The organism is Mesorhizobium sp. M2D.F.Ca.ET.226.01.1.1 (assembly GCF_004022705.2).
In the GTDB taxonomy this organism is placed as follows: domain Bacteria; phylum Pseudomonadota; class Alphaproteobacteria; order Rhizobiales; family Rhizobiaceae; genus Mesorhizobium.
This window is the reverse complement of the sequence record NZ_RZOY02000001.1, coordinates 716000-737592: the sequence shown is the minus strand read 5'-3', so window position 1 is coordinate 737592 and position 21593 is coordinate 716000. Positions and strand designations below refer to the sequence as shown.

Here is a 21593-nt window from a genome sequence, read left to right as displayed (position 1 = left end):
CGGATGGTTTTGCGCAATTCCGAACGGAAAACCGCTCCACGCTTTTCCTGGAATTGCTTTAAAACAAACTCATCTGATTTTCGTCCGCGCCAGGCTTTTGGCGCCTGGGCTTTTCGGCCTGCGGCGACACGATGCCTCGCTCCTGAATCTCCGGCCCGGTGTTGGCGACCTTGTTGACGAGGTCTGAAACCGGAATCGCTTCGAAGAAATCGGGCTCGGCGGGCTTCAGCAGATCGAGCACGTCACGCGGCTCCTGTGTGCGGCAATCGAGCCAGCGGGCGAAGTCGCGCTCCTCTATCACCACCGGCATGCGGTCGTGGATGTGGCAGATGCCGGTATTGGCCTCGGTCGTTAGAATCGCGCCGGTGTCCATCTCCGAGCCGCCCGGTTCGGAGAAGGTCTCGATCAGGCCGGCGAAGGCAATCATGCCGCCGTGCTTCGGCCGAATCCAATAAGGCTGGCCCTTTGCCCCGCCCGACTGTTGCCATTCATAGAAACCGGATGCCGGTACAAGAGCGCGCCGGTGGCGCATGGCGGTCTTGAACGAAGCCTTTTGCAGCACGCCCTCGGAGCGGGCGTTGAAGAGCAACGGGAACTCCCTGGTGTCCTCGACCCAGGCCGGGATCAGGCCCCATCGCACCAGTATCGCCTGGCGCTCCGGCAGGTTCGAGCCCGGCTCGCGCTGCGGGCCGGCAAGCACCATCAGCACCGGCTGAGTCGGCGCGATGTTGTAGCGGGGTGGAAATGCTTCCAATTCGGCAAGGCCGAGGAAGGCTGCGGTCTGTTCCGGAGTGGCGGTCAGGGCGAAGCGTCCAGCCATGGATCGGGCTCGTCAACTGGTGTGCGATGAAAGTGGCGATGGAACCGCCACGCCGCAACGACTAAAGCTTTGATCGGACCAATCGGTCCACAACAAGACTGCAAGCAAATCGGCTCTTATGGAACCCAGAAAGATCGTCCCCTCCGTCTCCGTCGCCGTCGTGCGCGGTAAGACGGTGCTATTGGTCAAGCGTGCACGCGCACCTTCCAAAGGACTGTTTGCCTATCCGGGCGGCAAGGTCGAGCCGAGCGAAACCTTGCCGCAAGCCGCAGCACGCGAATTGCTTGAAGAAACCGGATTGCAGGCCGGCGACTATCGCCCGCTGCGCGACATCCATATCGACGGCAGCGGCGAAAACCACCCGGTCGACTATCTGTTGACGGTATTCGGCGCCACCTATGCCGGCGGCGAGCCGGTGGCCAGCGACGATGCCGAGACCGCGGCTTTCTACACGTTGGCGCAAATGGCGGACATGCCGCTGGCCGGCGATGTGTTCTCGGTCGCCGAGGAATTGCTCGGGCCTGTTTAAGACGCACCGGGTAACCGGCAAAAATCGCCTTGCAGGCGACAAAATGTTTCGCCACAAAGCTTTGGTTCCCCTCACGCCAAGGCTTTGATGACCCGCGCCTCGCCCTTTCTTGCCGCATGCCTTGCCATCAGCATGGCAGTGGTGGCGCGGCCGGCACTCGCCGCCGAGGCGCCGTTCGAGCCCGGGCTGATGCGGCTGGCGGAAGTTCTGGGGTCACTGCATTTCCTGCGCAATCTCTGCGGCGAGAAGGGCGACCAGTGGCGGGTCGAGATGGAAAAGCTGCTCGAATCGGAAAATCCCGATCCCGACCGGCGCGCCCGCTTCATCGCCTCGTTCAACCGCGGCTACCGCTCCTTCAGCGGCACCTATACGCAATGCACGCCTTCGGCGACCGCGGCCATTGCCCGCTACATGAAGGAAGGCGAGACGCTGTCGCGCGACATTGCTTCCCGCTATGGCAATTGAGGCTTGATCCGCGGCAAGCGCGTTTTGCCCAGTTTTTTGCGACAATCGGCACTAATGTGACGTGCCTTATTGTCTCCTGTCCCGCTCTGGTGCAATGATGTGTTGCAATTGCGCAACAGCGTTAATGAAACGTTAGCGCGCAATTGTGGAATTAACTCAAACTGAAGGTTTTGATGCCGCAAGCCGGTCTAATCGGCTAAGCTCGACATCGATTGAGGGCAGTCTCGCCGGCAATGTAGATTTTGACCCTAAAAATGTCGTATTTACAAAGACTTAAGTGAGACTGCGGACGAACTGACAGACCAAGCCAAGATCCATCGGTCGGATCGCCGCTTGCAGAAGGTGGACATCGCAATGGAACATGGTGTCAGCGACATCGACGCGTTGGTCAGGGAAGAAAAGCGCCTGACCGCCGTGGAGAGCCACAGCGAAGCCTGGGCGGAAGGCCTGTCGGCTGGCATCGAACCTGAAATCATCGCCGAAGCCGCGCTGGAAACGGCCTTCGGCGAAATGCTGCGCGCCAATGGCGAGACCTCGGCGCTGGCGCTGCTCGACCGCATGCGGGAAAAGGTGATTGCCGGCGCGTTCGAGCCGGAGCGGCTCAAGCACTAGCCGCCTGTTTTGACAGCGACTTTTTAGCAGTCACTTTTTGACGGACGCGCGCCGTTTGGGCATCATGCCCAACGCGCTTGATCATTCAAAGCGCCGCCCGGTCAGGCCGGGTAACAATGGAGAGGCATGCGGTGAGATTTTCGATGTCCGGCCAGCCATGCGGGCTGACCCTCAACATCCTGATCGCCGCTTCCTGCCTGGCACTGCCTTTGAGCCTCGCCAGCACCCCGTCCTACGCGCTGAGCGAGATCCAGCGCGAGGATCTGCCTTCCCCCCTCACTCCGCCCGCCAGTGGCGACAGCGCCGCACCCGGCGCGACCGTGCCGGTGCCGGAAGGACCCGGCTCAAAGCCCAGGGACAGCGGCCAGCCGGCCGACGATAAGGATAAGTCGGAACCGGAAACGCCGCCCGCCAATGGCGGCATCACCAGCCCGCGCGCCGACCCCGATGCGCCGCCGCCCGCGGTCGTCTACGACCTCGACACGCTTCCCGAACCGGTCAAGCGCATGCACGGGCTGATCATCGAGGCCTGCAAAAGTGGCGATATCGAGAAGCTCAGGCCGCTGATCGGCAAGGGCGATACGATGACGCAATTGTCGCTGGGCGACATTGACGGCGACCCGGTCACCTTCCTCAAGAGCCTTTCGGGCGACGGCGACGGCCAGGAAATCCTCGCCATACTGGAAGAGGTGCTGTCGGCCGGCTATGTGCATGTCGATACCGGCACGCCGCAGGAGCTCTATGTGTGGCCGTATTTCTTCGCGCTGCCGCTCGACAAGCTCGATGCCAGGCAGCGTGTCGAATTATTCAAGCTGGTCACAGCAAGCGACTATGACGACATGAAGCAGTTCGGCGCCTACATCTTCTACCGTGTCGGCATCACGCCCACGGGGCAGTGGCTGTTTTTCGTGGCTGGGGATTAAGCGGGAAACTTATCTCTTTCCGGTCTCCGGCCAGATGCGAGCCGCTTCCTCTTGCAAGGCCGAGATGGCGTCAGCACCTACCGCAGGGTCCATTTGCAAGACTTCGGCTGCGTCGCGCAGTTCGCCTATGTCCCGGAGCTTACCCACTACCCAGGCAACTTTGCGTTCGATGTCGGGTCCATAAGCAGTTTGCGCCTTGTCGAGGGCTTCGGTTGGGATTTGCCCATACCCTTTGACCAGCATCCCGAGATCGAAGGCGTCACGATACGCGACAGCGCGATCCTGGCATCGGTCGGCATTCGCCAGCAGCTTCTCTGCAAACATGTCTGCTGGAACGAGCGCCGGTATCCCCAAATCCTCGTCAAAATGACCGCGCAAATCGATGCGGCCCTCCCGGACGACTTCGAACCGGATCGGGTGCTCCCTCAGGCGCACCATTGTCCTCAGGCCGTATTGGTCGATCTGGAAATCCCGAGCAGCTTCGACGGGCTCGGGAAAAAAGGCTCGAATGCCGAGTTCCGATGCTCGTGTTCGCAGCTCGCGGTAGCCGCCAGCGTCCGCGCGAAGGAAATCCAGGTCCAGCGACCGGCGATACTCGCCTAGTTTCATAAGGATGGCCGTGCCCCCGCCAAACCAGCATTGGGTGGCCGTCAGAAAGTCACGATCCATCAGCCCGAGGGCTTCGGCGATAATCCTATGTTCCGGCTTTCCGAACGCCTTCATGATTTCTACCCGCAATATTCCTGTCCGGCGCGGCGATTGCGCGCGTCAAGGACAGAACGATGGATCATCACGATGTGGTCAGAAGGATACCGTGGCCGAATTCGTCAGCCAATTTCATGATAAGCAGCTTCTCACGCGCCGTAAGGCGCTTTTGATCGACAAAGCGCCAGTTGCGCTCATAAAGTGCAAAGGCCTCCTTAGCCGGGATGGGGCGCGCGACATCGCGGTTCCAGGCGAGTGCCTGGAGCTCGGGAAATTCTGCAGGAATGATCGGCGCGATGTTGTCGGTCATAGCGCATTCAAGATAATGCAGAGCGCTTAACAAATCCAATTTTGGCCGGGCTAAACCGGCAGCGCCTCGGAGAATTCGACTGCCCTGCCCTGGTTGGGTGTCGCGATCTCGCCTTCCCACATGACGCGATTGCCGCGCACGATGGTGCCGACCGGCCATCCGGTCACCTGCTTGCCGTCATAGGGCGTCCAGCCGGCCTTGGAGCCGGCCTGGGCGTTGGTGATGGTCTCGCGCCGCTTCATATCGACGATCGTGAAATCGGCATCGTAGCCGGCGGCGACACGGCCCTTCCTGGCCATGCCGAAAATGCGCTGCGGGCCGTGGCTGGAAAGATCGACGAAGCGCTGCAAGGTGAGCCGGCCGGCATTGACGTGATCGAGCATGATCGGCACCAGCGTCTGCACGCCGGTCATGCCCGACGGCGAGGCCGGATAAGGCTTTGCCTTCTCGGCCAGCGTGTGCGGCGCGTGGTCGGAGCCAAGAACATCGACGATCCCTTGCGCAATGCCGTGCCAGACGCCGTCGCGGTGGCGTGAGGCCCGCACCGGCGGGTTCATCTGGAGAAGCGTGCCAAGCCTGGCATAGTCGTCCGCCGTCAGCGTCAGATGGTGCGGCGTCGCCTCGCAGGTCGCGACATCCTTGTGCTGTTCGAGGAAGACGATCTCCTCGGCCGTCGAGATATGCAGCACATGGATGCGCGCGCGGGTCTGCCTAGCGATGCGCACCAGCCGCTCGGTGCAGCGAAGTGCTGCGACCTCGTCGCGCCAGACCGGATGCGACGACGGATCGCCCTCGATGCGTTCGCCCAGCCGCTCGCGCAGGCGAAACTCGTCCTCGGAATGGAAGGCGGAGCGGCGGCGCGTGTTGCGCAGGATCGAGGCGACGCCCTCGTCGTCCTCCACCAGAAGATCGCCGGTGGACGAACCCATGAACACTTTTATGCCTGCCGCTCCCGGCAGCCGTTCCAGTTCGCCGACATCGCGCGCATTGTCGCGCGTGCCGCCGACCCAGAAGGCGAAGTCGCAATGCATGCGGCCGGTGGCGCGGCGCACCTTGTCGGCAAGTGCGGCCTCGCTGGTGGTCAACGGATTGGTGTTGGGCATCTCGAAGACGGCGGTGACGCCGCCCAGCACCGCCGCACGGGAGCCCGTCTCCAGGTCCTCCTTGTGCTCCAGCCCCGGCTCGCGGAAATGCACCTGGCTGTCGACGACGCCTGGCAGGATGTGCAGGCCGGTGCAGTCGATGGTTTCGCCGGCCGAGGCCTGAGCGAGATCGCCGATCCGCGCGATGCGTCCGGCCTTCACGCCGATGTCGCGCCGGCCTTCGCCGTCATGGTTGACCACCGTGCCGCCTGTCAGGATGAGGTCGAAGGTGGTTGCCATGGGCAGGTCCAATCTCTTGCGGGGGGAGTGTGGCCGGCTTACGTAATGACCGAACGTTTTGCAAGATCAGGCCGATTTTACCCTCATGCCCTTTGCCCAGCTCAACGACCGCGCGCTCATTTCCGTGTCAGGCCCCGATGCCGAGCATCTCCTGCAGAATATCCTCACCACCGATCTCGACACGCTTGGGCCGGGCCAGGCAAAACCGGGCGCGCTGCTGGCGCCGCAGGGCAAGATCCTTTTCGATTTCCTGATCTCGCGCGTCGGCGACAACGGCTTTCGTCTCGAATGCCGGGCCGACATCGCAGACGATTTCGTGCGCCGGCTGATGCTTTACCGGCTAAGGGCGAAGGCCGATATTGCCAAGCAGGATCAGGTGGTTGTCACGGTCGCGTGGGGCGATGATTCAACCGCCTCATCTTCCGATTCAACAGCGCTTGCCGACACGCGCTTCCGCGATGTGGCGGTCGGGCGTGCTTATGCCGGCGGGGCAAAGGGCGGTGGCGATCCTGATGGCTGGAAAGCCGTTCGCATCGCCAACGGCGTCGCCGAAAGCGGCTCCGACTATCAGCTCGGCGATGCCTTCCCGCATGACGTGCTGCTCGACGAAACCGGCGGGGTGGGCTTCAAGAAAGGCTGCTATATCGGCCAGGAAGTGGTCTCGCGCATGCAGCATCGCGGCACCGCGCGGCGTCGCGTGCTGATCGTGTCGGCCGAAAGTACCCTGCCCGCATCGGGAACCGAGCTTACCGTTGCCGGCCGGCCCGTGGGTGCGCTCGGCTCAGTCGACGGCAAGATCGGCCTTGCCATCGCCCGTATCGATCGCATCAAGGCGGCGCTCGATGCCGGCGAGGCGATCATGGCGGGCGATGTTCCGGTTACGCTTGCGATCCCCGCCTGGGCAAAATTCTCCTTCCCGCAGGACGCGGCCACTGCGGAGGAGGCCTGATGGCGGCCGACCGGGCCGGCGCGCCACCGCGCGCCTGGCAACGCATGCTTTCAGGCCGGCGGCTCGACCTGCTCGATCCCTCGCCGCTCGACATCGAGATTGCCGACATCGCGCATGGGCTTGCCCGCGTCGCCCGCTGGAACGGCCAGACCAGCGGCGATCACGCCTTCTCCGTCGCGCAGCATTCGCTGCTGGTCGAGGCGCTCTATGGCGAGCTGGCGCCGCAGGCCACGGCCGAGGCGCGGCTCGCCGCGCTGCTGCACGATGCGCCGGAATATGTCATCGGCGACATGATCTCGCCGTTCAAATCGGTGATGGGCGGTTCGTACAAGGACTGCGAGCTGCGCCTGCAGCGCGCCATCCATCTGCGTTTCTCGCTGCCGGCGGAGCTCGCCGCCTCCTTGCGCAAGGATATCAAGCGCGCCGACCAGATCGCCGCCTATTATGAGGCGACGCTGCTGGCCGGCTTTTCGACGGCGGAGGCGACCGAGTATTTCGGCCGGCCGCGCGGCTTTTCCGCCGACCGCTTCGATTTCACGCCCAAATCCGTGACCTGGGCTCAGACGGCTTTTCTCAAGCGTTTCAAGACGCTGGAAGCCACGCGCCAGTCCTCACTTGCCGCCAGTCCGGCAAGCTAAAGAAGGCAGGCCGGCGACCGTCACTGGACACGACTGCTAATCAGTTTCATGAAAAGCGGCGCAGGTTGGCGTAATCTGCCACCGCAATGGCGTGCTTCGTCACTGAATGGGCGAGCGCCTGCCCCTAGATCCGGGTCAAGCAAGATCAAGAGGCAATCATGTTTGACAGGAAGAGAAAGACAGCCCTTGTGACCGGCGCGTCGTCCGGCATGGGCAAGGAAATCGCCAGGCGCCTGATCCGGGACGGATATCAGGTCTATGTCGCCGCGCGCCAGATCGAGAAGATGGACGACCTCGCTGCCCTCGGCGCGCGCGTGTTGCGCATGGACATTTCGAAGGACGCAGATATCGAAGCGGCTGTCGCCAACATCCTTGCCGAAGTCGACGGTGTCGATGTCCTGGTCAACAATGCCGGTTTCGGGCTTTACGGGCCGGTCGAGGAAATCGGCATCGATGAAGCGCGCTATCAGTTCGAGGTGAACGTCTTTGGCCCCGCACGCCTGACGCAGCTTCTCCTGCCATCGATGCGCAGAAGGAAGGCGGGCACGATCGTCAACATCACCTCGATGGGCGGCAAGATCTATACCTTGCTCGGCGCTTGGTATCACGCGACGAAGCACGCGCTGGAAGGCTGGTCGGATAGCCTCCGGCTCGAGCTCGCTCCCTTCGGCATCAAGGTCGTGGTCGTCGAGCCGGGCCTGATCGAGACTGGATTCGGCGATGTCGTCGCGGATGGGCTTTTGAAGCGATCCGGAAGCGGCGCCTATGCGAAGGTAACGCAGGCCGTGGCGAAGACGACCCGAGCAAGCTATGGCCACGGCCGCGGCAGCGATCCGAGCGTGATCGCCGAGGTCGTCTCGGCCGCCATAAGCTCGGCCAGGCCGAGGACACGCTACGCCGCCGGCAAATATGCGAAGATGATGATTGGTGTGAGAAAATGTTTCGGTGACCGCATGTTCGATCGCCTCATCCTCAGCCAGATGCGATGAGCGGCGGAGGCGGCAGCAGGGCGGGAGAACGGGCATGAGCGGAGTTCCGGGCGACAAATGCAAGGTGCCTCGGGCCTTCTGGCGTGCCGTGGAGCGCCTGGGCCTGCCTGCGTCGGCCGTGTTGCGGCAAGCCAGGCTTCCCGCCACCCTTCACCTCAACGAACATGCCTTCGTCACGACCGCGCAGTATTTCACGCTGTGGAGGGCTCTCGAGGAACTCTACGCGAAACCGGCTCTGGGCATCCGGCTGGTCGAGGCCGCCGATACCGCGATCCACCCGCCCTCCACGCTCGCCGCTTTCCACGCGCGGAACTATCGCGACGGCATCGCCCGGATTGCTCGCTTTAAGCGACTTTGCTCTCCCGAACAGTTGCATGTCTCCGACGAGAACGGTGAATGCACGATGAGTTCGGAGTGGCTTTACGCCAACGAGCCGACGCCTGCAGTCGCAACCGACGTCGCCTTTGCCTTTCTTGTCGAGCTCGGCCGGCGGGGAACGGGGCAGCATCTTGTCCCCCTTCGTGTCGAGCTCACGCGTCCCGACGACAAGAGCGGCGCGCATCGGGACTATTTCGGATGTCCGGTCCGCTACGGCGCGGCGCGCGACTTGCTGGTCCTGCGTTCCGCCGATCTCGACCGTCCCTTTCCGGGCCACAACCCAGAGCTTCTCGATATCCTTACGCCCGCGCTGGCCGCCGCGCTCGGCGAGCTTAGCGCGCAAAGTTCGATTGCTGAGCAGGTGAAGGTCGTGTTGAAACGGAGCTTGGCGAGTGGAAGGCCGGAGCTCTCCGACATCGCGCGCGAGCTTGGGATGAGCGAACGCACGCTGCAGCGGCGCATCACCGAGCAAGGAACCAGCTTCCGCGAGCTTCTCATCAACGCACGACAGGAACTCGGCCGGCAGCTGCTGTCGGATCCGACAGCCGACATTGACGAGGTCGCCTGCCTGCTCGGTTATCAGGACGCGAGTTCCTTCTACCGCGCGTTTCGCGAGTGGGAGGGCACGACTCCCAATCGCTGGCGGGAGCTCAATTTCGACGTCCTGAAACCGCAAGATTCGGGCAGCTTACTACAATAGCCAAAGACAGGCCCGAGGCCACGTCGCTCCGCACAAACGGCCCGGCCGGCCACGAATCCCTAGCGGCCGGATCGTCGGCCATCTGATGTGATTGCTAGCCGCGAGAACGCTAAATTAACCGGCGACCAGGACAGTATTGTGTTCGGTCACGGCCCGAAGGCGTCCTCATGCCTGGTGCACACGTCAAGACTGGTTCGGTCGCCGGCAGGCGAAGGACGACCGGTATTGGCCCAGCCCGACGAATAGCCGAAGAACTTCGCGCGCAAAACGAGCGCTTTTCTGCGGCCGTCGAGAACATGTCGCACGGCTTGTGCATGTTCGATGCCGACGAGCGGATGATCATCTGCAATCGTAACTATCTCGATATCTTCCACCTCGACGCCAGGGTGGTGAAGCCCGGCATACGCTTCTTCGATATCCTGCAGCACAGCGTCGATATAGGCATTGCCTCGCAAAGTGCTGCGGCGCTCTACGCGATCCGTAAGCCTTATATCGACGGCGCCAAGCCCTCGACCTATGAGGAAGTCCTGTCGGATGGACACACCGTGGTCATTTCGCACCGGCCGATCGCCGTTGGCGGTTGGGTGTCGATCTACGAGGACGTGACCGAACAGCGACGCGCCGAAGCAGAATTGAAGGAGCAGCATCGCCGCTTCGACGCCGCCCTGGCCAACATGTCGCAAGGCCTGCTGATGTACAGCGCCGAGGGCCGCCTGATCGTGCGCAACCAGCGCTTCCTGGATCTGTGCAACGCCAAGGCCGCGGATTTCCCGCTGGGCATGACGCACGGCCAGATGCTGGAGAAACTCGTTGGCCTGCGCATCTTCATGCCAATTGAGATCGACATCGAGGTCGGAAAGACGAAGGCGGCTCTGGAAGCCGGCCAGTCGCGCTCGAGCTATCGCGAGCTCGTCGACGGCCGCACGCTCTTTGTCTCTCGCCGGCCGCTCGCCGGCGGCGGATGGGTGGCGACCTTCGAGGACGTCACCGAGCGCCGGCGCGCCGAAGAGCGCATGACGCATCTTGCGCATCACGACACGCTGACCAACCTGCCCAACCGCTCGATGTTTCGCGAAAGCCTGGACCAGGCACTTGGCGACGCCAAGGCCGGGCCGCTGGCGATCTTCTCGCTCGATCTCGACCGCTTCAAGGCCGTCAACGACACATTCGGCCACCCGGCCGGAGACTGGTTGCTGAAATGCGTCGCCAAGCGGCTGCAGCATGCCGTGCGCAGCAGCAAGGATGTGGTGGCGCGCTTCGGCGGCGACGAGTTCGCCATCATCCAGTTCGGCATCAAAGGTGCCGCCGATGCAGAAAAGCTTGCCAAGCGCATTGTCGAGATCGTCGGCAAGCCCTATCGCGACAAGGGGCGCGAAATGCATGTGGGTGCCAGCCTCGGCATCGCGCTTTATCCAGGCGACGGGCACGATGCCGACACGTTGCTCACCAACGCCGACATGGCGCTCTACCGGGGCAAGAGCGAAGGGCGCAATGTCTATCGCTTCTTCGAGCCGGGCATGGATGCGCTGATGCGGGAGCGCCGCGCGCTCGAGGTCGATCTCGAAGCGGCACTGCCCAAGCGCGAATTCGAGCTCGATTTCCAGCCGATCCTCAATATCGGCTCCGGCGATATCGTCGGCGCGGAAGCCCTGATGCGCTGGCGCTCGCCGGCGCGCGGCCTGGTGTCGCCGGAAAACTTCATCCCCGTCGCCGAGGAGACCGGATTGATCGTGCAGCTCGGCGACTGGGCGTTGCGCAAGGCGTGCAACGTGGCTGCGAACTGGCCGCCGGACATGCGCATGGCCGTCAATGTCTCGGCCGCGCAGATCAAGAGCGGCGGCTTCGCCCGCAGCGTGATCTCGGCGCTTGCCTTTTCCCGCCTGCCCGCCGACCGGTTGGAGCTCGAAATCACCGAGACGGTGATGATGGACGAAAGCGACGCGGTGCTGAAGACCCTTAGCCAGTTGCGTGGCCTCGGCGTGCGCATCGCGCTCGACGATTTCGGCACCGGCTATTCCTCGCTCGGCTATCTGCGCCGCTTTCCCGTCGACAAGATCAAGATCGACCGCTCCTTCATCCGCGACCTCGACAAGCGCGACACAGCGGCGATCGTGCGCACCGTAATCGGGCTCGGCGCCGAGCTCGGCATCACCGTCACCGCCGAAGGCGTCGAAACCGAAGCGCAGCTCGACATGCTGCGCAAGGCCGGCTGCGGCGAGGCGCAAGGCTATCTGATCGGCAGGCCGACCAAGGCGTCCGATATTGGCCGGCTGCTGAAGACGACCGCTGCGGTCAGGCAATCCGGCTAGGCTCAGCGGGTATCGCGGCTATTTCGGGTTCAGCCAGCTTGGGTGTGACAGGCGCGCTGCCATAAAACTGGCGACCGCTTCGACCTTTGCGGGGCGCGAGCGCGCCGATGGCGTGACGAAGTACAGCGCGCCCTTTGGCAAGGTCCAGTCGGTCAGGATCGCCTCCAGACGCCCGTCGACAAGGTATTCGCTGGCAATGAATTCCGGCAGCTCGGCGATCGCGGTTCCGGCCAGTACGGTCGGAACAAGGGCATCGGAATTGGTGACCCGCAACGGCCCTGACGGTGTGATGACCTCCTCATCGCCCGCAGCATTGCTGAAACGCCAGACGTCCTGGCGTGGCCGGTAGGCATAACCAAGGCAGTGATGCGCGTGGAGGTCACGTGGCCTGACCGGCCGGCCATGCCTGGCGAGATAGGACGGCGCCGCGACGATGAAAGGAGCAATGCCGCACAGGCGCCGGGCTACCAGCGAGGAATCCGGCAACACCGCAATCCGTAGGGCGGCATCGAAGCCTTCGCCGATCAGATCGACGACCGCATCGCTCAGGTGCATATCGATCGACACGTCAGGATAGAGCTTGAAGAAATCCGGAAGCAACGGCGCCACCCATCGGAGTCCGAACGACATTGGAACGGCCAGACGCACAAGGCCGCGCGGGCCGGCCGACAGTTCTCGCGCCGCGTTCTCGGCATCCTCCGCGTCGCGGTAGAGGCGCGACGCGCGCTCGGCCAGACGCTGACCAAAATCGGTGAGGGCCAGGCGCCGCGACGTCCGGTTGAAAAGCCGTGCGCCAAACCGCTCCTCCAGTCGGCTGACCCCACGTGACACCGTCGCCACCGACAGGCCGAGCACACGTGCGGCGGCGGCGAAGGATCGCTCCTCGGCGACCTTGGCGAACATGGCCAAACCTTCGAAATCCGGCGCTTTTGACATCGTCAATCCTGCAATGGTTGTTTGCAAATATTGCTATTTTGAAAGGAGATGCCTGTCCATATGTCTCCGTCACCCACAACAGGAGTGACGAAAGTGACAAGGAAACTCGAAGGAAAGATCGCCGTGGTGACCGGCGCCAGCGGCGGCATCGGCCTCGGCATCGCCAAACGCTTCGCCGCCGAAGGCGCGCATGTCTATATTACCGGACGACGCAAGGCCGAGATCGACAGAGCCGTCGCTGCAATCGGGAAGAACGCCACCGGCATTCAGGCCGACTCGACCAGCTTTGACGATCTAGACCGGCTCTATGCCCAGGTGAAAGCGGAAAGCGGCCGCATCGATGTGCTCTCGGTCAATGCTGGCGGCGGTTCCATGTTGCCGCTTGGCCAGATAACCGAACAGCACTTTGACGAAACGTTCGACCGCAACGTCAAGGCCGTCTTGTTCACGGTGCAGAAGGCGCTCGCCCTGCTGACCGACGGTGCCTCGGTGATTCTCACCGGTTCAACCGCCGGCTCGACCGGCACGGCGGCGTTCAGCGTCTACAGCGCCTCGAAGGCGGCCCTGCGTAATTTTGCCCGCAGCTGGATAATCGACCTGAAGGAGCGACAGATCCGTGTCAACATCCTCAGCCCCGGCCCAACCCGAACAACGGGCCTCGCTGAGCTTGCCGGACCCGAAGCCGAGCAGCAGAAGGGCCTGCTTGATTTCCTTGCTGCCCAGGTACCGATGGGCCGGCTTGGCGATCCCGACGAGATCGGCAAGGCGGCAGTGTTCCTGGCGTCGGACGATTCAAGCTTCGTCACGGGCGCCGAGCTGTTCGTCGACGGCGGCATCGCCCAGGTCTAACCACCGCACCGGCCGCTTCCTCAGGCGGAGGCGGCCGGTGCCGACCGCGCAACGTCAGCGCAGCGTCTCGATGTATTTCTCGTGAAAGCTCACATAGCCGGGCTCGACCACTTTCAGATGCCGCTCGATCAGCCGGTGGAATTCCGGCAGTTGGTGGAACGGGACGCCCGGATAGGCGTGATGCTCGGCATGGTAAGGCATGTTCCAGGCCAGCTTGCGCACGAACCAGTTGGTCAGCGTCGTGCGGGTGTTTTCCAGCATGTTGGCGACGAGCGGGCAGCGACCGTGCTCGGCCATCAGATAGAGCCTGAGGAATGGCTGGCCGAGCAGTGCCGGCACGATCCAGACATAGAGCAGCACCGACGCCTTGAACCAGACCGCAAGCGCCAGCAGGACGACGTAGAAGGCGATCATCGCTTGCGCCTCGGCCTTCACCTTCGGCAGGCCCTTCGGCGGCACGTAGCTGTCGCGGCAGCCGCCGGTCGCGTTGGTGTAGAGCGTCTTGAAGTGGCCCCACCACACCAGCAGCCCCGAGACGTGGACGATGTATTGCCGCAAGGTCTCTGGCTTCGGAAAGGCCAGTTCCGGATCGTTCTCCGGATCCTGGGTGAAACGGTGATGGGCGAAGTGGAAATAGCGGAACCAGTCGGCCGGCAGCGCGATCGCCAGGCTGCAAAAACGCGCCACCATATCGTTCAGCCATTGCGTCTCGAACGCGGTCCTGTGCACGGTCTCATGCAGCAGCGTGAACAGGAACACAATCAGGATGCCCTGCGGCAGCATCAGGACCGGCCAGAACGGCACCTTCGCCGCGATCAGCACGCCAAGGACGATGATCGCGCCGAGATGGAGCGTGAACTGGATGAGGCCCGGCCCATCCGACTTGCCGGTCAGCCGGCTGCGTTCCTCGTTGCTCAGCGAGGCGATGACGTAGCGATGGTCGACGGATTCGGCGTGATCGATTGCATTCATGAGACCACGATAACCAGAAAGAAACCTTTCTAAAAACGAGGATTTCTGCAAAATAGATAAGTCCAGCTTATCTAATTGGATCGTCATGGTCGCCCTTCCCTCCTTACGCGGACTTCAGGCCTTCGAAGCGGCGGCGCGCACAGGCAGCTTTGCGGCCGCCGCCGAGGAATTGTCGGTTTCGGCAGCGGCCGTCAGCCAGCTCATCCGCACCGTCGAGGAGCAGATGGGGCGAAAACTGTTCCACCGGGTCAACCGGCGCGCGGTGCTGACCGAGGCCGGGGTGGAGATGCTGCCGAGGCTCAGCATGGCGTTCCGCGAAATCGGCAGCGTCGCGCGCGATGTCGGCGGCGATGCGTTCCGGCCACGACTCGTGATCTCGGTGCCGCCTTCGATGGCGATGGGATGGCTTTCGGAGCGGCTCGCCGGTTTCGTCGCCGGCCATGGCGCTGCCGACATATCGCTCAGGGGCGACGACGATCCGGTGCCGTTCGAGCACGAGTTGATCGACATCCGCCTCTCCTACGGTCCGCATTACCGGGAGCATCCGACCGAGGAGATCGTCAGGGACGCCGTCTATCCGGTGTGCGCCCCGGAACTCCTTCGCAAGGCCGTGCCCGGAAGCGAGCCGCTTGCCGGCCTGCCGCTTATCCACACCGACTGGGGGCCGACCGGCGCGTCTTTTCCATCCTGGCGCAACTGGTTCGAGGCGGCGGGAAACGGGCCGGGCCGTGCGGCACAGCGTGGTCTCTCCGCGAACTCGTCACGGGCGGCGCTCGATCTCGCGATCTCAGGACTGGGCGTGGCGCTGGCACAGGGCGTCTACTGCGCCCAGGCGCTTGAGGACGGAAGGCTGGTCCGGCCCGTGGCCCGATCGCTGGCGTTGCGCCAGCAATATTGCCTGACCATCCCGGAACGAAGCGCAAGGCGCGACATCGTAACTGCCTTCCGCGAATGGCTGATCGGGGAATGCGCGAGCGCGGTCGGATCGCCGGCGCTGGGCGCTGCTGCTCAGCGTCGTCTTTGACCGAATTGGCCTGCGGCGCGACGCGCCGGTTCGGCTACGGCTGCCTGTCGAACCGGCCGGGCACGCGGTCCGTCGGCAAATCCACCCGGCACGAGCCCAAGCACTATTATGGCGACGATGAAGCCGTATTGCAGAATGTCGAAGGTCAGCGGCGGAAGACTGCCGGGAAGCACCGAGATCGCGAGCTTCGGAGCAAGAATGCCGAACCCCGCGGCGGCAGGCCAGCCAATGTCGCGTACGCGGGCGAACACCATCCAAATAATCGCAACGATGGTGGCAAAGCCCATCGCCACAAGTATCGACATGTAAATCGTCCCGATGGCAGAGCTTTTCGCCTCCATGGCGAGCGCCTGGGCGACGATGCCGGAGGCATGCTCCTCGGCGGACTTCGGAGCATCGTGCATCCCATAATCCGGGACCCTCAGCTCCTCGACAAAGGACCTCTGACTCCGGGCTATGTTGTTGCCGTCAGCCGCATAGATCTGCTTCTGAATGCCTTCTTTTGTTCCCACGAGAAAATGCTCGATCGGGTCCTTGGCGAAATCAAAGCCAAACAAAAGAACCAGAAGGACTATGTATAGTATCTGACCGCAATTACCTGATTGAAACAGCCTGATCATCTTTCGAGAGCCTTTGGGCAATCCACAATGCAGGTCGGATAGCAAGTCTGGCTTAAGACGCGGTTAGGCAGTCCCTGTCAAATTGAGCAAACGGCGGCCGGAATCTTATTCACAGGTGCCCGGCTAGCGCCACGACCATGTCCTTGCTGCTGGCCACGGGAACGATCTCGAACTCCACGAGATCCGCCCATTCGACGACCCAGCGCTGCAGGATCGTCACGTCGTCGGCCTCCACCAGCATGAAGCAGCGGCTCATGTCGCCGGCGATCCAGCTGTGGTGCACGACTAGCTCATCCGGCTTCAACCGGCCCTTGTCACGGAAGCGGCGGTAGATCTCCTTGCGGTCCGCGCCGTGAAAATCCTCGATCACGAAGAACAGCATTCTTTTCCCTCGGTTGGAATGATGGGAATTGGGGAATTGAAGAACTGAAGAATTGAAGAATTGAAGAATTGAGTAACTCATAAGGTTAGAAAACGAGGAGGCCAATGATGCAGATTGTTCTGTCCAGACACTCCATTCTTCTTCAATTCTTCAGTTCTTCAATTCTTCAGTTCCTCAATTCCCCTTCCTCCCGCCACTACTTCTCCGGCCTCTCCAGGCGTTCCAGGAACCACTGCGTCAGCCGCACCCACAGCTCGTCCTTCTCGCCGGAATCCTCCCAGCCATGGTCGAGATTGGGATTGTCGTTGACCTCGATGACGAAGACCCCGTCCTTGGTTTCCTTGAGGTCGACGCCGTAGAGGCCGTCGCCGATGCACTTGGCCGCCTTGACCGCCGTTTCGACGACATGTGGCGGCGTCTGCTTCAGCGTGAAGGTCTTTATGCCGCCCTGGTCGGGCTTGCCGTTGGCCTTGTGGTTGACGATCTGCCAGTGCTTCTTCGCCATCAGATAATGCACGGCAAACAGCGGCTGGCCGCCGAGCACGCCGACGCGCCAGTCATATTCGGTCGGAATGAATTTCTGCGCGATCAGAAGGTCGGAATCTTCAAGCCATTCGGTCGCGAGCTTGGTCAGCTCGGCCATGTTCTCGCATTTCTTGACGCCGCGCGAAAAGGACGAATCCGGGATTTTCAGCACCAGCGGGAAGCCGAGCGTCTGCGCCGCCACCTCGAAGTCGGAGGTGCCGGCGATCATCACCGTCGGCGGCACCGGCACCTTGTTGTAGGTCATCAGCTCGTTGAGATAGACCTTGTTGGTGCAGCGGATCATCGACAGCGGGTCGTCGATCACCGGCATGCCTTCCTGCTGGGCGCGGCGCGCGAAGCGGTAGGTGTGGTTGGAGATCGACGTCGTCTCGCGGATGAACAGCGCGTCGTAGTTCGCGAGCTTGGCGAGGTCCTTCCTGGTGATCGGCTCGACCTCGACGCCCATCTTCTCGGCGATCCTCGCCCAATAGCGCAGCGAGGAGATTTCCGACGGCGGCAATTCCTCATGCGGGTCGACCAGCGTCGCGAACGTATAGCGCGCCGGCGTGCGGCCCTTGGTGTCGCGCCATTCGCGATTGGTGTAGGTGTCGAGGCACTGCAGGAAGACTTCTTCCTCGCTCTCGGTCATGCGGGCGAGCGGCAGGAAACCGATCTTGCGGATCGAGGCCCATTCGGCGCTGTCCTTGATGTGGACCTCGAGCGCCGGCGCGCGGAACCAGTCGAACAACAGCTTGGCGAAACGGTCCCAGACTTTCGACGGGCCGATGCCGAAGAAGATCGCGACCTTTGCTGGAAAAGTCCCGCCGAGATCCTTGCGGCATTTGTTCAAGGCGAGCTCGAGCTCCGGCAGCGCGTGCTCGTAAAGCTTGCGCTCCGACAGGTCGATCATGGTCTCGACGGTCGGGATCACCCGATGGCCGCGCGAGCCGGCCAGCAGCGAGGCGTAGTAGCCGCGACTCTGATAGCCGTAATTGTTCGACAGGTTGATCACCTTCGGCCGCTGGCCGCGAAACAGCGCCGGATGCGCGAGATAATCGCGGTTGGTGATGATCTTGTGGGGTGTGGCCACCTGATCGAGATCGTTCTGCCTGCCTGTCAGGATTACCCAGGTCATTGTTCAGCGTTTTCCCAGAGTGATGGCGGCGCGCAAACCGTCGCGGCCGAACTGCGCCATATTCATGAAGATGTCGTAGGGCACTGGAATGTTCGCGGCATCGAGTATGGTTTCCTGCCTTTCATCCTCGACCCAAGGGTCGTGGATCAGGATATGGTCGCCATCGTCGCCGATGGCCAGCACCCAATGCGGCACCTTTTTGCCGAACATAAGGAAGCCGCTGATCAACACCAGCACAAGCTTGCCCTGGGCCAAGGCGTCGCGGATGTCGCCGATGCCGAACGGACGGTAATTGACGGGTATGCCATAGAGCTCGGCGCGGCGGCGGAAATCGACCTGGGCAAGCTCCATCACCCGGCGCTTGTCCGCGCTCCTCACCGACTGCAGGAACAGTGCGCCGTAGAAGGAGACGAATATCTCGGCGGCAAGCCCGCTCTCATAGCCGGCGACCGCCAGGCCGAAAGGCTCGCAACCGCCGGGGCCCGACATCATGAAGACGGTGGTCGCCTCGCGCCACAGGCGGATTTCCATGACCGGGTCGGGCACGAAGCCGCGGTCGAAATTGGCCATCGCCATCATCAGGCAGCATGGTCCGCAGGTGAACTCGCAGGTCTGCTGGTAGAACGGCACCTTGGTCGCCGTCGGCGTGTCGCCGCGCAGCGTCTTTTCGTAGCGCAGGGCCGTCGCGCCATCTTCGTAATAGTCGGGCTCGCGGCCCAGTTTGCGATAGCCGGCCTGCTCGTAGACACGGATGGCGCGGTCGTTGTCCTCGCGCACTTCAAGGCGCAGCAAAAGCCGGTCATGCTCGAAGGCTGCTTCCTCGGCGGCGGCCAGCAGGAGGCGGCCGATGCCGAGCCGGCCGAAGAAGGGACCGACAGCAATGGAATAGAGCCGCGCCACGCCGCTGCCTTTGCGAAACAGCACCACCGCGTATCCGGCGACGCGACCTTCGCTCTCGGCCACCAGCATCTCGGCTGTCTCGCGCTCGATGAACTGGCGGAAGGAGCGGCGCGAGAGCCTGTCGCCGGGAAAGACAGCCTTCTCGATGGCGGCGAGGTCATCGACGTCTGACGCGCGGGCCTTTCGAATCTCGGCAGGCATGCGGGCTTGGGAAAACCTCGATTGTGTTGTGGAAACGGCCCCGGTGGATGCGTCGCAAATACCGGCCGAAACGCCGGCATTCATCAAGCGCTATCGCTCCTTGATTAGGGCCGAATTGTGACAGTTTGCGCCACGGCAGAAAAGGGCAAAATGTTTGAACAGAATTGCCGTTCAGAGGCCTGCCGGCTGCAAAAAACGCAGCCGGTTCAGCTCGATATGCCGGCCAGGAGCTGGCCATAGGCGGTCTTTGCGACATCCGACAGCCGCTCCGGCGGCAATGATCCGACGACGGCGCAAGCATAGCCCTTGTCGAGCCAATAGACCGCCTCCGGTCCGCCCCCCTCGGCCGTATAGGTGCCCTTGGAGGTCGCTGACGAATCGGCGGTGACGAAGAGCGAGATGCGCTCGCCCTTGGCGTCCTCGTAGAGCAACATCGCCGCCTTGCCTTGCTCACCGGCCGGCAGCAACCGGCCGCCGACCAGCTGGAAGCCCTCGGCCGCAAGGTCGGGCGCGACCAGCTTCAGCCCGACGCGGTTAGACAACCAGGTCTGGAGATGCTCCTTGTCGCTCGCCGGAACCTCGACGGCATGGCGCTTCTCGGCGGCGTAGACGACATGGGCAGCGATTGCCTGTTCGGCGAGCTGGTCGTCGTCGCCGACGCGGGCAATGCTGTCGACGCCGGCGACATAGCCACCGAGCCCGCCGACGGCGAGCACCACGGCAGCGGCGGCAGAGAGCCACCAGCGCGAACGCCAGGCCGACGCCTTGACAGGCGCCTCGCCAAGCAATGCCTGCCGCAGCCTCGCCGGCACCGGCTCGTCCATCACGCCCGCGAAGGCAGCGCGCATGGCGGCACGGTCGGCAATGTAGCGCGCCGACTTCGCCTTCATCTCGGGATTGGCCTCGAGCCAGGCGTCATAGGCCATGCGTTCCTCGCCCGGCAGCTCGCCGTCGAGGGCCATGTGGATATCGCGTTCGGAGAAATCGCGGCGGGTCATTTCTCAACGATCCTTATCGAGCGGCGGCGCGATGAGTCGTCGAGAAGTCCTCGCAGTTCCTCGCGGCCGCGCGCTATGCGCGACATCAGCGTGCCGGCCGGCACGCCAAGGATGTTGGCGGCCTCGGCATAGGAAAAGCCCTCGATGGCGACCATCACCAATGCCGCGCGGCGATCGGGGCTGATCGCCTGCAAGGCATCCATGATTTCGCGCGAGGCAATGGTCTCGACCTGATCGGCGGGTGCGGCTTGGGCTTCCCCGGCTTCGAGAGGCAGGATCGCCGCCTCGCCTCGCCGGTTGACCTTGCGCATCTGGTCGATGAACAAGTGATGCATGATCGTAAACAGCCACCTCCGGGGGCTTTCTCCAGTCTGCCAGTTGTCGAGCCGCACGAGCGCCCGCTCCAGGCAATCCTGGACGAGATCATCGGCGGAATCTCGGTCGCGCAGCAGCGAGCGCGCATAGCGCCGCAACCGCGGTATTTCGCTCAGGATCGCTGCCTTCTTGTCGTCCATGACCGCTTGTTTCGTGGTCGCTTTCCATCCCGATAGAACGCGCCTTTCCGGCGCGGTGCAAGCAGTCAGCGCGAAGCGGCCGAACCGCTGCGATTACCCAAGCACGCGAATAACGAAGGCGCGGGTCGGGTTATTCCCGGCTATCCGCGAGAAAGCCTAACTATCTCAAATCCGTGAGCAGGAAATCATTGCCTTTGTAGAGCAGTGGAGTGCCGATAGCTTTCGCGCAGGCATAGACAAAACAGTCACCCAAGTTCAGGTCAGCTTGGTGACCAACGGCCTTGCCATAGTGAGCGCTGGCATCGATAGCACGCGAACCGATCTCGTCGCCGATCGGGACATTTTTCCCGCCAATTTCCACAATAAGTTGATCCACCAGATCGCGAGCTTTGAGGAGTGCTTCAGCCGTCGGCTTGCGGGAACCCGCGCCGGCTCGCGCAAGAGCCTGCGTCGCTTCAAAACGGACCATGGCAGAGACGTAGAAGTCGACAGGCCGGGAGAGTTGCTTGGATAATTCCTCCCAGCCCGGTTCCTGGTTGAGAATTGCGACGATCACCGAAGCGTCGACAAACATCAGTCTTCCCACATCTCATCGGTGAATTTCTTCATATCGAACTCGGGATTGGGCAGACCGATCTTCTTCGCCTCCGCTTGAAGCCGCACAATCCGATCGCGCAGCGGTACCTTGGCACGATTACGTTCCAGTTCATGAATAAGGGCTGTCCGCACCGCCTCAGTCTTGCTCGGTGCGTTTGTTTCGCGCTGCAACTTGGCGGCCAGCGCATCCACTTCATCGTCACGTATGTAGAGAGGCATGCCAATATCCC

25 protein-coding genes are annotated in these 21593 nt (G+C 62.7%); 11 read left to right on the top strand and 14 right to left on the bottom strand.

The features are described 5' to 3' along the window. Window positions 1-58: 58 nt before the first annotated feature. Window positions 59-820 carry an SOS response-associated peptidase gene (locus EN869_RS03565; RefSeq protein WP_127228494.1) on the bottom strand — a complete coding sequence of 254 codons (762 nt, stop codon included), beginning with the start codon at window positions 818-820 and terminating at the stop codon, window positions 59-61. A gap of 118 nt (window positions 821-938) precedes the next feature. On the opposite strand from EN869_RS03565, the gene EN869_RS03560 reads away from it, so the two are divergent. The 4 genes from EN869_RS03560 (at window position 939) to EN869_RS03545 (ending at window position 3349) form a co-directional block, all read left to right on the top strand. Then, window positions 939-1349: an NUDIX domain-containing protein gene (locus EN869_RS03560; protein ID WP_127228495.1), complete on the top strand. Its 411-nt coding sequence runs from the start codon at window positions 939-941 to the stop codon at window positions 1347-1349. A gap of 87 nt (window positions 1350-1436) precedes the next feature. Continuing rightward, window positions 1437-1814 (top strand): TIGR02301 family protein, encoded by a 378-nt coding sequence (locus EN869_RS03555; RefSeq protein ID WP_127228496.1) that lies wholly within the window; start codon window positions 1437-1439, stop codon window positions 1812-1814. Window positions 1815-2168: 354 nt separating this feature from the next. Then, a complete protein-coding gene (locus EN869_RS03550) occupies window positions 2169-2426 on the top strand; it encodes a hypothetical protein (protein ID WP_040984202.1) in 258 nt (85 codons plus the stop codon). A gap of 131 nt (window positions 2427-2557) precedes the next feature. After that, window positions 2558-3349, top strand: coding sequence for a hypothetical protein (locus tag EN869_RS03545; protein ID WP_167498716.1), 792 nt, complete (start codon window positions 2558-2560; stop codon window positions 3347-3349). A 9-nt stretch (window positions 3350-3358) separates the two neighbouring features. Here EN869_RS03545 and EN869_RS03540 read toward each other — a convergent pair whose 3' ends face one another. From EN869_RS03540 to EN869_RS03530, 3 genes are all read right to left on the bottom strand, one after another. Beyond that, the gene (locus tag EN869_RS03540; protein WP_127228696.1) at window positions 3359-4072 is read right to left on the bottom strand and encodes a nucleotidyl transferase AbiEii/AbiGii toxin family protein; all 714 of its coding nucleotides are present in this window, start codon (window positions 4070-4072) and stop codon (window positions 3359-3361) included. A 67-nt stretch (window positions 4073-4139) separates the two neighbouring features. Then, window positions 4140-4364 (bottom strand): hypothetical protein, encoded by a 225-nt coding sequence (locus tag EN869_RS03535; protein WP_127228498.1) that lies wholly within the window; start codon window positions 4362-4364, stop codon window positions 4140-4142. A gap of 50 nt (window positions 4365-4414) precedes the next feature. Then, window positions 4415-5746: a dihydroorotase gene (locus EN869_RS03530; protein ID WP_127228499.1), complete on the bottom strand. Its 1332-nt coding sequence runs from the start codon at window positions 5744-5746 to the stop codon at window positions 4415-4417. 85 nt (window positions 5747-5831) lie between these two features. On the opposite strand from EN869_RS03530, the gene EN869_RS03525 reads away from it, so the two are divergent. The 5 genes from EN869_RS03525 (at window position 5832) to EN869_RS03505 (ending at window position 11709) form a co-directional block, all read left to right on the top strand. After that, a complete protein-coding gene (locus EN869_RS03525) occupies window positions 5832-6695 on the top strand; it encodes a folate-binding protein YgfZ (RefSeq protein ID WP_127228500.1) in 864 nt (287 codons plus the stop codon). Continuing rightward, window positions 6695-7333 (top strand): HD family hydrolase, encoded by a 639-nt coding sequence (locus EN869_RS03520; RefSeq protein ID WP_127228501.1) that lies wholly within the window; start codon window positions 6695-6697, stop codon window positions 7331-7333. Before EN869_RS03525 ends, EN869_RS03520 begins: the two co-directional genes overlap by 1 nt. A gap of 158 nt (window positions 7334-7491) precedes the next feature. Further along, window positions 7492-8322 carry an oxidoreductase gene (locus tag EN869_RS03515; RefSeq protein WP_127228502.1) on the top strand — a complete coding sequence of 277 codons (831 nt, stop codon included), beginning with the start codon at window positions 7492-7494 and terminating at the stop codon, window positions 8320-8322. Window positions 8323-8356: 34 nt separating this feature from the next. Continuing rightward, window positions 8357-9400, top strand: coding sequence for an AraC family transcriptional regulator (locus EN869_RS03510; RefSeq protein WP_127228503.1), 1044 nt, complete (start codon window positions 8357-8359; stop codon window positions 9398-9400). Window positions 9401-9714: 314 nt separating this feature from the next. After that, window positions 9715-11709 carry an EAL domain-containing protein gene (locus EN869_RS03505; RefSeq protein WP_245489525.1) on the top strand — a complete coding sequence of 665 codons (1995 nt, stop codon included), beginning with the start codon at window positions 9715-9717 and terminating at the stop codon, window positions 11707-11709. 18 nt (window positions 11710-11727) lie between these two features. Here EN869_RS03505 and EN869_RS03500 read toward each other — a convergent pair whose 3' ends face one another. Next, window positions 11728-12645, bottom strand: a complete 918-nt coding sequence (locus tag EN869_RS03500; RefSeq protein WP_127228505.1) for a LysR family transcriptional regulator — start codon at window positions 12643-12645, stop codon at window positions 11728-11730. Between the two features lie 93 nt (window positions 12646-12738). On the opposite strand from EN869_RS03500, the gene EN869_RS03495 reads away from it, so the two are divergent. Further along, a complete protein-coding gene (locus EN869_RS03495; RefSeq protein WP_127228506.1) occupies window positions 12739-13494 on the top strand; it encodes an SDR family oxidoreductase in 756 nt (251 codons plus the stop codon). Window positions 13495-13548: 54 nt separating this feature from the next. Here the strand turns inward: EN869_RS03495 and EN869_RS03490 are convergent, their stop codons facing one another. Then, a complete protein-coding gene (locus EN869_RS03490) occupies window positions 13549-14466 on the bottom strand; it encodes a fatty acid desaturase family protein (protein ID WP_127228507.1) in 918 nt (305 codons plus the stop codon). A gap of 85 nt (window positions 14467-14551) precedes the next feature. Here EN869_RS03490 and EN869_RS03485 point away from each other — a divergent pair, with 85 nt between their 5' ends. After that, on the top strand, window positions 14552-15490 hold the full coding sequence (locus EN869_RS03485; RefSeq protein ID WP_127228508.1) for a LysR substrate-binding domain-containing protein: 939 nt from the start codon (window positions 14552-14554) through the stop codon (window positions 15488-15490). Here EN869_RS03485 and EN869_RS03480 read toward each other — a convergent pair. From EN869_RS03480 to EN869_RS03445, 8 genes are all read right to left on the bottom strand, one after another. Next, window positions 15475-16110: a hypothetical protein gene (locus EN869_RS03480; RefSeq protein ID WP_127228509.1), complete on the bottom strand. Its 636-nt coding sequence runs from the start codon at window positions 16108-16110 to the stop codon at window positions 15475-15477. The two genes, EN869_RS03485 and EN869_RS03480, sit on opposite strands and share 16 nt — an antisense overlap. Before the next feature lie 109 nt (window positions 16111-16219). Then, the gene (locus EN869_RS03475) at window positions 16220-16492 is read right to left on the bottom strand and encodes a DUF3303 family protein (RefSeq protein ID WP_127228510.1); all 273 of its coding nucleotides are present in this window, start codon (window positions 16490-16492) and stop codon (window positions 16220-16222) included. 196 nt (window positions 16493-16688) lie between these two features. After that, window positions 16689-18152 (bottom strand): RimK family protein, encoded by a 1464-nt coding sequence (locus EN869_RS03470; protein ID WP_127228511.1) that lies wholly within the window; start codon window positions 18150-18152, stop codon window positions 16689-16691. 3 nt (window positions 18153-18155) lie between these two features. Then, window positions 18156-19253 (bottom strand): peptidase C39 family protein, encoded by a 1098-nt coding sequence (locus EN869_RS03465; protein WP_127228512.1) that lies wholly within the window; start codon window positions 19251-19253, stop codon window positions 18156-18158. Between the two features lie 206 nt (window positions 19254-19459). Next, the gene (locus EN869_RS03460; RefSeq protein ID WP_127228513.1) at window positions 19460-20251 is read right to left on the bottom strand and encodes an anti-sigma factor; all 792 of its coding nucleotides are present in this window, start codon (window positions 20249-20251) and stop codon (window positions 19460-19462) included. After that, window positions 20248-20766 carry an RNA polymerase sigma factor gene (locus EN869_RS03455; protein WP_127228514.1) on the bottom strand — a complete coding sequence of 173 codons (519 nt, stop codon included), beginning with the start codon at window positions 20764-20766 and terminating at the stop codon, window positions 20248-20250. The genes EN869_RS03460 and EN869_RS03455 overlap by 4 nt, the downstream gene beginning before the upstream one ends. 160 nt (window positions 20767-20926) lie before the next feature. Beyond that, complete coding sequence (locus EN869_RS03450) at window positions 20927-21340, bottom strand: type II toxin-antitoxin system VapC family toxin (RefSeq protein WP_127228515.1); 414 nt, start codon at window positions 21338-21340, stop codon at window positions 20927-20929. Next, window positions 21340-21582: a type II toxin-antitoxin system VapB family antitoxin gene (locus EN869_RS03445; protein ID WP_127228516.1), complete on the bottom strand. Its 243-nt coding sequence runs from the start codon at window positions 21580-21582 to the stop codon at window positions 21340-21342. Before EN869_RS03445 ends, EN869_RS03450 begins: the two co-directional genes overlap by 1 nt. Window positions 21583-21593 lie beyond the last annotated feature (11 nt).